Source organism: Rheinheimera mangrovi (assembly GCF_003990335.1).
GTDB classification, from domain to species: domain Bacteria; phylum Pseudomonadota; class Gammaproteobacteria; order Enterobacterales; family Alteromonadaceae; genus Pararheinheimera; species Pararheinheimera mangrovi.
The window spans coordinates 2,363,108-2,375,997 of sequence record NZ_CP034683.1; the positions used below are offsets into that span (position 1 = coordinate 2,363,108).

Genomic DNA, 12,890 nt, shown 5'->3' on the forward strand with positions numbered 1-12,890 from the left:
CGAGGCCTTTTTAGTAAGCACAGATGCTATTTACTGCTGTAAAAACTAATAAACATCCGGATAGAACTTAAGACCACAGCTTCATCGACCTTAGTTTCAGTACTCAGATTAAAAACTCTTGGCCAAAACACAAAAGCTTTAAACATGCCCCAAAATTGAGTTGCCGCAAGCTGAATGTCTGGTATTGTCAGAACGCCATGCTGCTGTGCCTGAGCCAACCAAAGTTCAAGCCCCCCTTCCTGCTTTGCCATCCTCTGCATAGCCGCCTGAGCTTTTTCAGAGCTGCGGATATATTCAGCCATAACCACCCGAGCCAGCTCAATAAAATCCTCTTGCTCATACACAGCCAGACATTGACGACAAATGGTCAATAATTGCTGCTCTGCTGATTGCGATGGATCAAAAGCAACACTGGCAGCCGATTTACTGCTGCGCCATAACTCAGTGGTCGCCAGATCGAACAACTGCTCTTTACTGACAAAGTGGTTGTACACAGTACGTTTGGAGGCCCCGGCCAACTCTGCAATCCTGTCCATACTGGCACCGGCAAAACCAAACATACGAAATTCCTGAATGGCTGCACGCAGCACATCCTGCTTTTTTTGCTCGGAACGAGTCAGCTTGGGTATAACTTCTGTTTTCACGCTTAAGGTTCCCGAAAAAATTTTACGCATTATTACACTCAGCAGTTTACTTTTAAAGCCAATTAAGTAAACTGCACAGTGTAGTTTACTTTTAAAGGGCCAACTGATGAGCTTTCGTCGCCACAGTGTTGCTGTTGTTTTGTTACTTATAACCGGAGCTATTATGACTTCCTATGTATCTGCAACCAATAAAGACCAGAGATATACCAATAATTCCGGTGCGAATGAAGCTGGCTTTGCCAGATTGCCGCAAATTTTATGGCAGTACCTCACGAATACCAATAAGGAGCGTAGCCCGGCTTTTCAATTGCCAGTGCAGCAGGTGCAACTGCCAGCAGTAGCCACAGCAGAAGCTGTGCTTTATAAAATCAGTCATTCCACTGTGTTGATGCAATTAAATGGCCACTACTGGCTGACCGATCCGGTATTCTCTGAACGCGCGTCACCCGTGAAATGGGCTGGCCCAAAACGATTTCATCAGCTGCCCTTGCAATTGTCTGAAGTCCCTGCTCTGGCCGGTATTATTTTGTCGCATGATCATTATGATCATCTGGATAAACACAGTGTGCTGGCGTTAAATGACAGAACTGAACGTTTTATTGTGCCACTTGGAGTGGACCAGCATCTGATTCGCTGGGGGATCCCAAAACAGAAAATAATCGCGCTGGACTGGTGGCAAGACACCAGCTTGCATGGAGTCACCTTGACAGCCACTCCAGCTCAGCATTTTTCTGGCCGTGGCCTGAGCGATAAAAACAAAACCTTATGGGCATCCTGGGCGATAATAACCGACCAGCTGAAGCTGTTTTTCAGCGGTGACAGTGGCTATTTTTCTGGCTTTAAAACCATAGGGCAACGGCTGGGGCCTTTTGATATCACCTTGATTGAAACCGGAGCTTATAACGAATTATGGGCTGATATTCATATGCAGCCTGAGCAGTCCTTGCGTGCGCATCTGGATCTGCAAGGTCAACACATGATCCCGATCCACAACAGTAGTTTTGATTTGGCCATGCATAATTGGCATGAACCATTGGAACGATTAGAAACTGCAGCCAAAGCCTATCAGGTATCTTTGTTGACACCTATCTTTGGTCAGCCCCTGTCATTGACTCATCCAGATCCGCTGACAACGCAAAAGCGCTGGTGGAAAAGTATGATGACTGAAACCTCTCTTACCGAAGAAGTACTGCGTCTGGAATAAAACAAAAAAGCAACACAGAGGCTTTTTCCCCGTGTTGCTTTTCATCGTGATTTTTACACCACAGTCGAAAATATCAGATTGTCAGTTGCGTATTCTGTGAAAGGCCGGCTCTTCAAAATACTGATAAAACTCGTTTTCTAACGCCTGCTTACGTTCAGTCTGGTAAGAAGACGCCTTTGACAAAGTCACACCAAAAACGTCCAGATAACTTTGTTCCATCAATTGTTGTAGCAGAGGTTTATCCACCAGTCCCAGTAACTCTCCGGCATAAAGAAAACCTTCTGCCCGGTGTTTTAGTGCCACCACATTCTGACCGGCTTTTTTAGCCTGAAACAATCGATCAAACTGCTGTCTGACTTCGTTGATAAATACGCTTTGCTGATCCATACCCTGTCTGCAGTCCCTTGAACCTGGTTTATTGATAGTCGCTGAAAAACTCTTCGACAGCCAAAGGTGTCTTCGCTGGCAATTCCTGAGCACAAGTGCCCAAATACAGGAAACCAACGATTTCATCGTCTTCGCCAAGCTCAAAGGCCTGTTTTACAAATTCATACTGAGTGTAAGCACCGGTGCGCCAAATGCCGCCAAAACCCAAAGCAAAAGCAGCTTGTTGCATCGCCATTACAGCACAGGCAGCAGACTGAATCTGCTCAGACAAAGGCACTTTCGGATGATTGACACATTTAGCGATACAGACAATCACCATAGGAGCACGTAAAGGTAACTGGCGTGCGCGTTCAATCAATTCATTGGCAACGGATGGATCTTCTTCCAGCGCTGCTTCGGCAAAAATATCGCCTAACTTTTCCAGTGACTTACGGCCATTGACCACAACAAAACGCCATGGCCGTAAATGACCGTGATCAGGTACCTGCAAAGCCGCTTGTTTGATAATAGCCAAAGCTTCGCCGCTTGGGGCAGGTTCAGTTAAACGTGCAGAGGAATAACGGGTCGTCAGTAATGTAACAGCATCCATAAATAAACCCTTTGATTTAGCTCGCTTAAGGCTACCAAACTTTATTTTAGTCATACAACAGCTTTCGCACCCACAGCCGCTGTTTGTTCAAGCTCTGGGCGAAACACCGCTGTTGCCATCAATTAAGGCTGTAGTTGTTGATACAAAGCCTGATACTGCAGTGCTGATTCTGCCCAACCAAAACGTTGTTGCATGCCCCGTTGTTGGACTTCTTTGTACCTGACAGGATGCTGATACAAAACCAAAGCTCTGTCTAAGGCCTCCAGCAATGCCTGCACCGTGGGTTCAACAAAACCTATGCCTGTGGGCTCAGTTTCAGCTAAATCGCGTACCGTATCTTTTAAGCCGCCCGTTAAACGCACCAGAGGCACAGTGCCATAACGTAGACTGTAAATCTGATTTAAGCCACAAGGCTCAAACAAAGATGGCATCAGGAAAAAGTCACCTGCTGCTTCCAATTGGTGTGATAAAGCCTCATCAAAACCTTCCACAAAAACAAAACGACCGGGAAATTTGTCGTTTAACGAACGCAGTCGGCCAACATAAGCCTGATCACCCGTCCCCATCATCAGCACCTGTGCGTCAGCCTCTGCAAGCCATTGCTCTAACGCTGGCAACAAATAGGCGAAGCCTTTTTGTTCTGTGACCCGGCTGACCAGCACAAAAAGAGGGGTTGTGTTTTGTTCAAGGCCATAACGTTGCTTCAGTTCTGTTTTGCAAGCCAACTTGCCTTTGAGTTTAGTTCGGCTGTATTTCGTTGTGAGGTAAATATCAGTGGCTGGATCCCATTGCTCATAGTCACAGCCGTTCAAAATGCCGGAGAAATCTTCACCTCGCGTCTGATACAAGGCCGCTAAACCATTGGCTGCCGGTTCAGATAACAACTCAGTGGCGTAGCCTTCACTGACCGTATTCACCTTATCCGCATACGCCAGCCCCAGAGCCAGCATACTGGACCCAGCCATGGAGCTCGAAGGATAAACTTCTGTCAGAAGCCTGTCTGCTGCGGACAACGCTTGCTGATAAGCACCATTGTGAATGGTGAACAGCATTTTAGTGCCGGGTAAAGCCTGCTGATAAAACTGCTTTAGATAATAGGCTGCAATGCCGGTCTGCCAGTCATGGCCATGGATCAGATCAGGCACCCAGCCTGTATCAACACAATACTGCAAAGCGGCTTTGCAGAAAAAAGCAAAGCGTAATGCATTATCCGGGTACGCCTGGTGTCCATCATCATAAGGCCGTGGCCGGCCAAAATAATCATGGTGCTCAATCAGTGCAAGTGGCACTTCCGAATTTAACACTGTACGTACAGCACAACCCTGGGCATGTCCACCCAGCGCAAAATAGACAGATTGCCAATTCTCTTCAACAGGGACTGTATAGAGACTGCCGTAACGAGGCAGCAACACTCTGACTTGATGCCCCAGTTTTTGCATCTGTATCGCTAAACCGCGACTGGCGTCTGCCAAACCGCCGGTTTTAATCACACCTTCAAATTCACTGCATAAAAACAAAACACGCATTGTTCATTTCCCACTAAAGGCCGCATTCCGATCTGCGGCCTTTCCGGCCGTAGTATCAGTCAAATCCCACCATTGCCCCTTTTGGGATCACCACAACACCATCAGCCGATACATGGAAACGCTGACGGTCGAGCACCGGATCCTCACCAATAATGGTGTTCGGTGCTATTTTCACATCTTTATCGATGATAGCACGGCGAATACGACAACCCCGGCCTATATCGTTATTGCCCATCAAGACACTTTTTTCAATATAAGCATGGCTGTGCACTACGGTGTTATAACCCAAAATAGACTGATACACGATAGCACCACTGACAATACAGCCTGACGCCACCATGGAACTTATTGCCTGGCCCGTTCTGTTGGCTTCATCATGCACAAATTTAGCCGGAGGCATAGGAGGCGTATAACTGCGCAGTGGCCAGTATTTATTGTATAAATCCAAAGGCGGCTGCACAGAAATTAAATCCATATTAGCTTCATAATATGAATCCAAAGTTCCTACATCACGCCAGTAGCCTTTGGAATCTTCCTGCTCACCACGGATCACGTTTGTTGAGAAGTCATATACATAAACACTGCCTTGCGGATACATTTTCGGAATAATGTTATGGCCAAAATCGTGTTTCGAGTCTATTTGCGCTGCATCTTCGTTCAGCACCTCAACTAAGGTTTTAGCATCAAAAATATAATTACCCATAGACGCCAGCACATAATCGGGCCGGCCCGGAATAGTTTTTGGGTTCGATTTAGGTTTTTCTTCAAAACCGACCATTTTGCCCGAGCTGTCGACCTCAATAACACCAAACTCATGAGCCTGAGACACATGCACAGGAATAGCCGCAACAGTCAAGAGTGCGTGGTTCTGGCGATGGAAGTTCAGCATTTGCCGCACATCCATTTTGTAAATATGGTCACCACCGAAAACACAGACTTCTTCAGGGTCAAGGCCATGGATCAGATGGATATTCTGATAGACCGCATCTGCCGTGCCAAGATACCAGTGTTTACCTGTTTGCATCTGTGCCGGGATGGGATCAATAAATCTGTTGGTTAAGCCTGTCACTCGCCAGGCGCGGCTTAAATGCTTCATTAATGAATGCGATTTAAACTGGGTGATCACAAAAATCTGCAACAAATCCGAATTCACAAAGTTATTCAGTACAAAATCGATAATTCTGTAATTGCCACCAAAGGGCACAGCCGGTTTGGCTCTGACTCCAGTCAAAGGTGCCAGCCTGGTCCCTTCGCCCCCTGCTAAAATCATGGTAAGTACACCAGACATATAGATCTCCCTGTTATTAAAACCAACGATTTGAATTTTTTTTACTCTGTTGTGAAAGCAAAGCTGATACCACAACCAACATAACCCTGAAGAATTTTTGTTACTCCAATCGAATCAACGCTTCTGTGAAGTTTTAATTTAGGAACAACAGATGACGCAGGTATGACAAAGTTCCATTTTGGTGCAGAGCTCATAGCTCGCACCAAAGTAGAACAGAACTTTGATGCATACGAATGCAATCACGCCCTGAGTAATAGCGGGAATTGGGTAAGCTTAGCAAGTGAAAGTTAGAAAAATATATTTCAGCGACCGGATCAGAACTGGAAATAACAGAGCCAGAACAAGCCTCAATCCAAATGACTTCAGGTAGAGGCTTATTCTGGTAAGGATGGTTACAGACGAGCAGCTAACTCTGCGCCCTGACGAATGGCGCGTTTTGCATCCAGCTCAGCAGCTACATCAGCACCACCAATCAGGTGCACTTGCTGACCTGCAGCCAGTAACTGCTGGTGCAGACTGCGCTCGGGCTCCTGCCCGGCGCAGATAATGACGTTATCAACAGCCAGACACCGCTCCTTGCCATCGATACTGATCCACAGCCCTGCATCATCTACTTTGTTGTAGCTGACGCCAGACAACATCTCTACGCCCTTTTTCTTTAATGAACTGCGATGGATCCAGCCTGTGGTTTTACCTAAACCAGCACCAACCTTGCTGGTTTTACGCTGCAGCAAAAATACTTTTCGTGCTGAAGGTTCGATGGGCGCGTCAGCAAGCAAAGCCCCGCGGCTTTGATAGTCTTTATCTATGCCCCAGTCTTTTAACCAGGCTTCAGGCTGCAGAGTTAATGAATGTGGCTCTGTTAAATATTCAGACACATCAAAACCAATACCACCCGCTCCTATCACAGCCACATTCTGACCCACAGCCTTATGATGTTTCAGTACATCGAGATAACTCAGGACTTTCGGATGATCAAAACCCGGAATGTCTAACTGACGGGCTTTGATACCACTGGATAACACCACATGGTCATAACCACCAGCGACCAAACTTTCTGCCGTTTGCTCTGAATTCAACTGCACATTCACCTTGTTCACTTTAAGCATTTCGCCAAAATAACGCAGCGTCTGGTGAAACTCTTCTTTGCCAGGTATTTGTTTGGCGTAATTAAATTGCCCACCAATTTCACTACCACGGTCAAACAAAGTGACATCATGACCGCGGGACGCAGCATAAACACTAAAAGCTAAACCAGCAGGACCTGCTCCTACAACGGCGATTTTTTTCTTCGCCGCCGCGGTTTCAAAATTCAGCTCTGTTTCATAACAGGCTCGAGGGTTGACCAAACAACTGGCACGTTTTTTCTGGAATACATGATCCAGACAAGCCTGATTACAGGCGATACAGGTATTAATTAAATGCGCCTGGCCTGCTGCTGCTTTATTGACGAACTCAGCATCCGCCAGAAATGGACGCGCCATACACACCATATCAGCCTGGCCTGACTGAAGAATATGTTCAGCAACTTCCGGGTCGTTAATTCTGTTGGTGGCAATCACAGGAATACTGGCGTGTTTGCGCACTTGCTCTGTGACCCAGCTAAAAGCAGCACGGGGCACCATAGTACCAATGGTTGGAATTCGCGCTTCATGCCAGCCAATCCCCGTATTGAGCATAGTGGCGCCTGCTGCAGCTGCAGATGCTGCCAAAGCAATGACTTCATCGAAACTATTGCCGTCTTCGACTAAGTCGAGCATGGACAAACGGTAAATAATAATAAAGTCTTTACCACAGGCCTCGCGCACTGCTTTTAAGATCTCCAGCACAAAACGGCAACGGTTTTCAAAACTACCGCCCCATTGATCAGTACGCTGATTCGTACGGGAACAAAGGAACTGATTGAGCAAATAACCTTCAGAGCCCATAATTTCAACGCCGTCATAGCCAGCTTTTTTTGCCAGCTTGGCAGAATGAGCGAAGTCAGCAATGGTGCTGCGAATTTGGCTGTCAGATAAAGCTTTAGGTTTAAAGGGAGTGATAGGCGACTGCACAGCGCTTGGCGCCACACTAAATGGATGATAACCATAACGACCCGCATGCAGCAGCTGAATACAAATTTTGCCGCCATGCTGATGTACAGCTTCAGTCACTTTTTTATGCTTGCCAGCCTGCCACCACCAAGTAAGCTGGCTGCCAAAAGGCACCAGATTGCCGCGAAAATTCGGACTAATGCCACCGGTGATAATTAAACCAACCCCACCTTTTGCCCGTTCGGCATAAAAAGCGGCCAGTTTATCAAAGCCTTGTTTTTCTTCTTCCAGGCCAGTATGCATAGAGCCCATAATGACGCGGTTTTTTAATTGAGTGAAGCCCAAATCCAGTGGGGCTAATAAATGCGGATATGCCACAACAATCTCTCTGGTCGTACCTGTTGAATAGCAAGAATGTAGCCGTTTTGCTGCTTTATCGCAAGAACTACCCAAAGTAATTGACGCTGAAGCTTTGCATTACAGAGGTAAATAAACATTTACTTACAAATTCCACCCTGAGCTTTCCCTTTAAATTCGTTAGCATAGCCCTTTACTACTTTGCCGAAACTATAGGTACATCATATGTCTGAGAAAAAACCTGGGATCTTAAGACGCTTTTTTGGTGGCATTTGGCGGGCTATCAGTCTGGTTCGTCATATCACTTTTAATCTGATTTTTGCCGTTTTGTTTATCTTCATTCTGATTTCCATTTTCAGCAGCGACGATAAAGTAAAAATACCGGAAAGCGCAGCCTTGATCCTGAACTTATCCGGTGATCTGGTTGAAGAAAAACGTTATGTCGACCCTTTGGATCAAGTGCTTAATGAAAGCATGGGTTCGCAAGAGGATGAACCAGAGATTTTACTGACTGATTTGTTAAAGACCATTCAGGCAGCAAAAACTGATGAGCGTATTAAAGCTATAGTGCTGGATTTATCCTCTTTTGGTTCAGGTTCCATAGATAAGCTGACTATGGTAGGTAACGCATTACAAGACTTTAAAGCCGCTGGCAAAAAAGTACTGGCAACAGGCGACTACTACAGCCAAAACCAATATTTCCTGGCCTCTTACGCCGACAGCATTAACTTAAATCCTATGGGTACAGTGTTGCTGGAAGGTTTTGGTAGCTACCCTATGTACTACAAATCTGCATTAGAGAAATTAAAGGTCACCACTCATGTGTTTAAAGTGGGCACCTATAAATCTGCAGTGGAGCCTTTTACCCGCGATACCATGTCAGACGAAGCCAAAGAAGCCAACAAAGCATGGTTGGACGAATTATGGGCCAGCTACAAACAGCAAGTGGCTGAACGTCGTGGCTTTGCAGTTGATAACTTTGATGAAACTATCAGTGGTTTGTATCAGAAACTGCAGGCCGTTAACGGTGATATGACGCAGTATGCGCTGGATGCAAAGCTAGTTGACAGCATCAAAACCCGTGAAGAGTTCCGTCAGGACTTAATTGCACTGGTTGGCGAAAGCGAAAAACACAGCTTTAATCAAATTCAGTTTAAAGATTATCAGGCCCAGGTCTTGCCTCCGGTTCACTACGATAATCCACTGACCGAAAAAGTTGCTGTTGTTGTAGCTCGTGGCACTATTATCGATGGCTCAGCCAAAGCGGGCACTATAGGTGGTGACACCACAGCCGCTTTATTACGTCGTGCCCGTTTTGATGAAAAAGTGAAAGCTGTGGTACTGCGTATCGATAGCGGTGGCGGCAGTGCATTTGCATCGGAAGTGATAGGTCAGGAAATCAAGCTGTTAAAAGCTGCTGGTAAACCTGTGATTGCCTCAATGGGTGCAGTTGCAGCCTCTGGTGGTTACTGGATTGCGGCACCGGCTAATGAAATCTGGGCCTCTCCTACTACGATCACGGGCTCCATTGGCATCTTCGGTTTGTTCCACACGCTGGAAAATGCAATGCCGGTCTTAGGTCTGAACATTGACGGCGTAGGCACTTCAGAGCTGGCTGGTTTAAGTTCAGGTTTACCATTGTTTAAAGGCTTAACACCAGAAATGTCAGGTATTTTCCAACTGATGATCAATAAAGGCTATGACGATTTCATTGGCATGGTGTCTGAAAACCGTGGCATGAGCAAAGAAGCTGTAAATAAAGTAGCTCAGGGCCGCGTATGGACTGGCACTAAAGCACTGGAGTTTGGTTTAGTTGATAAGCTGGGCACTTTTGATGACGCTATTGCTGCTGCAGCTGAAAAAGCCGGCTTAAAGCAATACGATATTAAAGTGATGGAGCAGGAATTAACTCCTACTGAACAGCTGCTGCGTGATATGTTCGCCTCTAGCACAGTACAGGCGCTGTTACCTGATGCGAAAGAGTCGGTGTTTAGCCCACTACTAAAAAACATCGTGACGCAAATCAATCAGGACTTTAAAGTACTGGAACAGTTTAACGATCCAAAAGGTATTTACTCAGTTTGTATGAGTTGTACTGCGGTCAACTAAGTGTTGAAGTGAAGAAAGAGCCGCCTTGTGCGGCTTTTTTTATAGGTATGTGTTTAATAGCGCAGATCTGACAAAAAAATAAACCCGTATAAGCTTTCGCCGATACGGGTTCTGAGAATAATGGCGGAGGGGGAGAGATTCGAACTCTCGGAAGGCTATTAACCTTCGCCGGTTTTCAAGACCGGTGCATTAAACCACTCTGCCACCCCTCCGGCGCCGCGTATAATAATCAGATCGGCAGCGAAAGAAAAGCATTTTTTTAAACTTTAATAAAACAAGGTAAATGATTGAATTGTTTTACAAAGATAACTGCTGGCACTTTGGGAACTTCCCAAGTAAGATAAAGTCAGAAAAGTAACTATTCAATGGAGAGAACAGCAATGTCCTACAACCAACACACACACACTGGCCAGATAGGCCACAGTGTTGAAGTCAACAAAGTTCTACGCAATACCTATTTCCTATTGGCGATGACCTTAGCCTTCAGCGCTGTAACAGCTGGTATTGCCATGGCGATGAATTTTGGCTTTGGCATGGCCCTGGTATTAACACTGGTCGCTTTTGGTTTAATTTTTGTCGTACAGAAAAAAGCGGACAGCGCCAGTGGCATTTTTTGGGTATTCGCGTTAACAGGCTGTTTAGGTGCTTCTATCGGCCCTATGCTGAACCGCTTTGCTGCCACAGCCAATGGTCCTGAGCTGATTATGCAAGCGCTGGGCTTAACTGCAGTGGTGTTCTTTTCACTGTCTGCTTACGCCTTAAGTTCGCGTAAAGATTTCAGCTTTATGGGTAACTTCCTGTTTGTCGGTCTGATTGTCGTGATAGTCGCAGGTCTGGCAAATATTTTCTTCCAGATCCCTGCCCTGCATCTGGCGATTAACGCTGCTGTAGTGATGATTATGTCTGGTTTAATACTGTTTGATACCAGCCGTATTGTTAACGGCGGCGAAACTAACTATATCCGCGCTACAGTCGGCTTATACCTAAACATCTTCAACCTGTTCACTTCGTTATTGCAGTTACTGGGTATCATGGGCAGCGATGATTAATTAAGGCTTGAGATAAGCTGATGTTGCAGTAAAATGCCCCGCCAAATGCGGGGCTTTTTTATAGGCTATACATACTAGGGTAAAGGGTTATTTAGAATAATGAAGCGAAAGGTAAACAGATGACCAGTTTTGCCATTCTGATTGAAGGCCCTGTGTTACAAGGCCAGAGTTTTACCAGCGCCTTGCGGTTTATGCGGCAGGTGGTAGAGGCTGGCCATGCTGTAGATTCGGTATTTTTATACCGGGAAGCGGTATCCGCAGCTTCAGCACTGATTGATTTACCTTCAGATGAACCTAATCTTTCCGCCACATTACAGCAATTTTGTCAGGCGCATCAGATCCCTCTGCTATTTTGTATCACTGCAGCAGAGAAACGTGGTGTTTGCTCTAATGAGGTAAAGCCGGTTGATGGCTATATAGCTGCTGGATTAGCCGAATTTGCCATGCGTTTGACCAAGGTAGATAAACTGGTGCAATTTTCATGAAGATAGCCGTGTTAGTGACCAACTTGCCTTTCGATGGCATAGCAGCACGCGAAAGCCTGGATTTAATCTTTGCTTTAGCAGCAGTCGATCATCAGGTCAGCGTCATTTTTAGTGACGATGCTGTGTATCAACTGGTAAAAGCCGATGACAGCGCAGAACTGATGGTAAAAGACTTCAGACGTAGTTTTAAACTGTTTGAACTTTATGATATCGAAAATCTATATATCTGCGCTGAATCCTTAAGGCAACGTCAATTGCTAGCCAATGAGCTTGTGCTGGACGTGCAGCCACTCGATAGTGCTGAACTCGGCCAATTGCTTGACACGCAACACCATGTGATTAAGGCTTGAATATGAGACTTTTCACACTAAGCCACAACCAGCTCCCTGAGATATTGAGTCTTGTCAGTGCAGAAGATAAAGTTTTAATAAGGCAAGAGGCGGTGTATTTAATGACAACTGGTCAGCTAAACAGCCTGCCTTGTCCTGTGTATTGTTTGGCAGCAGATGCCGCTGCCCGTGGCATGACTATCTCCGAACCTTTTACCGTACTCAATGACAGCCAGTGGCTGGATTTAGTGCTACAAGCGAAGCAACAACTCTGATGAATGAACTGATTCTAAAAAACCAAAGCTACCCACTGGATAAACATGGTTACCTGGCCGATTTAACTTTGTGGACGCCGGAACTGGCAGACGAGTTTGCCCGCTTAGAGCAGATCACTATGACGGATGCCCATTGGGAAGTGGTGAATTTCGTCCGTGCTTTTTATCAGGAATACCAAACCTCTCCTGCGATACGTTTACTGGTGAAAAGCATGGGGGAAAAACTCGGTGCGGATAAAGGCAATAGCAAATATTTGTTTTTGTTATTTCCTGAAGGGCCAGCTAAACAGGCAACCCGTATTGCCGGTTTGCCCAAACCTGCGAAGTGCCTGTAAAACTGCTACTGTTTAAAAAAACAAAAGGCTGTTAATTCAGCCCTTTGTACATGTCAATTCCTGCATCAAAACTGGTAATCACCACGACCGCAATCACACCTATTAACACCAACCAATAAGTCCAGCGCAACATCGTCTTCACAGGATTCGGTCTTATTTTACGGACAACCACATGACGAGGTATAGGAGTCTTCTTTGAATTTTGTTGTTGTTCTTTTATTAATGACATCAGATTTACCACTTATGAAAGGAGCAGAAAAGCTGCTCCTTACCGAAATAA

At 45.8% G+C, this 12,890-nt stretch carries 14 protein-coding genes and 1 tRNA gene; 7 read left to right on the top strand and 8 right to left on the bottom strand.

Annotation, left to right across the window (positions count from 1 at the left end; genetic code table 11):
* Positions 1-26: 26 nt before the first annotated feature.
* Positions 27-644: a TetR/AcrR family transcriptional regulator gene (locus EK374_RS10645; RefSeq protein ID WP_206099181.1), complete on the bottom strand. Its 618-nt coding sequence runs from the start codon at positions 642-644 to the stop codon at positions 27-29.
* Positions 645-807: 163 nt separating this feature from the next.
* Between EK374_RS10645 and EK374_RS10650 the strand changes: the two genes are divergently transcribed.
* Positions 808-1,848: an MBL fold metallo-hydrolase gene (locus EK374_RS10650; RefSeq protein ID WP_127023053.1), complete on the top strand. Its 1,041-nt coding sequence runs from the start codon at positions 808-810 to the stop codon at positions 1,846-1,848.
* A gap of 81 nt (positions 1,849-1,929) precedes the next feature.
* Here the strand turns inward: EK374_RS10650 and EK374_RS10655 are convergent, their stop codons facing one another.
* The 5 genes from EK374_RS10655 to EK374_RS10675 all read right to left on the bottom strand — a co-directional run bounded on the left by EK374_RS10655 (position 1,930) and on the right by EK374_RS10675 (position 8,049).
* On the bottom strand, positions 1,930-2,235 hold the full coding sequence (locus EK374_RS10655; protein WP_127023056.1) for a hypothetical protein: 306 nt from the start codon (positions 2,233-2,235) through the stop codon (positions 1,930-1,932).
* A gap of 28 nt (positions 2,236-2,263) precedes the next feature.
* Positions 2,264-2,824, bottom strand: a complete 561-nt coding sequence (locus EK374_RS10660) for an NAD(P)H nitroreductase (protein ID WP_127023059.1) — start codon at positions 2,822-2,824, stop codon at positions 2,264-2,266.
* A 122-nt stretch (positions 2,825-2,946) separates the two neighbouring features.
* A complete protein-coding gene (locus tag EK374_RS10665; RefSeq protein WP_127023062.1) occupies positions 2,947-4,350 on the bottom strand; it encodes a glycogen synthase in 1,404 nt (467 codons plus the stop codon).
* Positions 4,351-4,405: 55 nt separating this feature from the next.
* On the bottom strand, positions 4,406-5,638 hold the full coding sequence (glgC, locus tag EK374_RS10670) for a glucose-1-phosphate adenylyltransferase (protein WP_127023065.1): 1,233 nt from the start codon (positions 5,636-5,638) through the stop codon (positions 4,406-4,408).
* 392 nt (positions 5,639-6,030) lie between these two features.
* Positions 6,031-8,049, bottom strand: a complete 2,019-nt coding sequence (locus EK374_RS10675; RefSeq protein WP_127023068.1) for an NADPH-dependent 2,4-dienoyl-CoA reductase — start codon at positions 8,047-8,049, stop codon at positions 6,031-6,033.
* A 204-nt stretch (positions 8,050-8,253) separates the two neighbouring features.
* On the opposite strand from EK374_RS10675, the gene sppA reads away from it, so the two are divergent.
* Positions 8,254-10,137, top strand: a complete 1,884-nt coding sequence (sppA, locus tag EK374_RS10680) for a signal peptide peptidase SppA (protein ID WP_127023071.1) — start codon at positions 8,254-8,256, stop codon at positions 10,135-10,137.
* Between the two features lie 121 nt (positions 10,138-10,258).
* On the opposite strand, the gene EK374_RS10685 is transcribed toward sppA, so the two are convergent.
* Positions 10,259-10,349, bottom strand: a tRNA-Ser gene (locus tag EK374_RS10685).
* Between the two features lie 168 nt (positions 10,350-10,517).
* Between EK374_RS10685 and EK374_RS10690 the strand changes: the two genes are divergently transcribed.
* From EK374_RS10690 to EK374_RS10710, 5 genes are all read left to right on the top strand, one after another.
* Complete coding sequence (locus EK374_RS10690) at positions 10,518-11,186, top strand: Bax inhibitor-1/YccA family protein (protein WP_127023074.1); 669 nt, start codon at positions 10,518-10,520, stop codon at positions 11,184-11,186.
* Positions 11,187-11,305: 119 nt separating this feature from the next.
* Positions 11,306-11,671, top strand: coding sequence for a sulfurtransferase complex subunit TusD (gene tusD, locus EK374_RS10695; protein ID WP_127023078.1), 366 nt, complete (start codon positions 11,306-11,308; stop codon positions 11,669-11,671).
* Positions 11,668-12,021: a sulfurtransferase complex subunit TusC gene (gene tusC, locus EK374_RS10700; protein ID WP_127023081.1), complete on the top strand. Its 354-nt coding sequence runs from the start codon at positions 11,668-11,670 to the stop codon at positions 12,019-12,021. The genes tusD and tusC overlap by 4 nt, the downstream gene beginning before the upstream one ends.
* A 2-nt stretch (positions 12,022-12,023) precedes the next feature.
* Positions 12,024-12,275, top strand: a complete 252-nt coding sequence (locus tag EK374_RS10705; protein ID WP_127023084.1) for a DsrH/TusB family sulfur metabolism protein — start codon at positions 12,024-12,026, stop codon at positions 12,273-12,275.
* Positions 12,275-12,610 (top strand): TusE/DsrC/DsvC family sulfur relay protein, encoded by a 336-nt coding sequence (locus tag EK374_RS10710; RefSeq protein WP_127023087.1) that lies wholly within the window; start codon positions 12,275-12,277, stop codon positions 12,608-12,610. The genes EK374_RS10705 and EK374_RS10710 overlap by 1 nt, the downstream gene beginning before the upstream one ends.
* A 31-nt stretch (positions 12,611-12,641) precedes the next feature.
* Here the strand turns inward: EK374_RS10710 and EK374_RS10715 are convergent, their stop codons facing one another.
* On the bottom strand, positions 12,642-12,839 hold the full coding sequence (locus EK374_RS10715) for a hypothetical protein (protein ID WP_127023090.1): 198 nt from the start codon (positions 12,837-12,839) through the stop codon (positions 12,642-12,644).
* Positions 12,840-12,890: the final 51 nt, after the last annotated feature.

What these genes read in the sequence shown, in the direction of transcription:
- EK374_RS10710 (WP_127023087.1), top strand. Translation starts at nt 12,275, where the DNA reads ATGAATGAACTGATTCTAAAAAACCAAAGCTACCCACTGGATAAACAT.
- EK374_RS10715 (WP_127023090.1), bottom strand. Translation starts at nt 12,839, where the DNA reads ATGTCATTAATAAAAGAACAACAACAAAATTCAAAGAAGACTCCTATA.
- EK374_RS10705 (WP_127023084.1), top strand. Translation starts at nt 12,024, where the DNA reads ATGAGACTTTTCACACTAAGCCACAACCAGCTCCCTGAGATATTGAGT.
- sppA (WP_127023071.1), top strand. Translation starts at nt 8,254, where the DNA reads ATGTCTGAGAAAAAACCTGGGATCTTAAGACGCTTTTTTGGTGGCATT.
- glgC (WP_127023065.1), bottom strand. Translation starts at nt 5,638, where the DNA reads ATGTCTGGTGTACTTACCATGATTTTAGCAGGGGGCGAAGGGACCAGG.
- EK374_RS10650 (WP_127023053.1), top strand. Translation starts at nt 808, where the DNA reads ATGACTTCCTATGTATCTGCAACCAATAAAGACCAGAGATATACCAAT.
- tusD (WP_127023078.1), top strand. Translation starts at nt 11,306, where the DNA reads ATGACCAGTTTTGCCATTCTGATTGAAGGCCCTGTGTTACAAGGCCAG.
- EK374_RS10690 (WP_127023074.1), top strand. Translation starts at nt 10,518, where the DNA reads ATGTCCTACAACCAACACACACACACTGGCCAGATAGGCCACAGTGTT.
- EK374_RS10665 (WP_127023062.1), bottom strand. Translation starts at nt 4,350, where the DNA reads ATGCGTGTTTTGTTTTTATGCAGTGAATTTGAAGGTGTGATTAAAACC.
- EK374_RS10660 (WP_127023059.1), bottom strand. Translation starts at nt 2,824, where the DNA reads ATGGATGCTGTTACATTACTGACGACCCGTTATTCCTCTGCACGTTTA.
- tusC (WP_127023081.1), top strand. Translation starts at nt 11,668, where the DNA reads ATGAAGATAGCCGTGTTAGTGACCAACTTGCCTTTCGATGGCATAGCA.
- EK374_RS10655 (WP_127023056.1), bottom strand. Translation starts at nt 2,235, where the DNA reads ATGGATCAGCAAAGCGTATTTATCAACGAAGTCAGACAGCAGTTTGAT.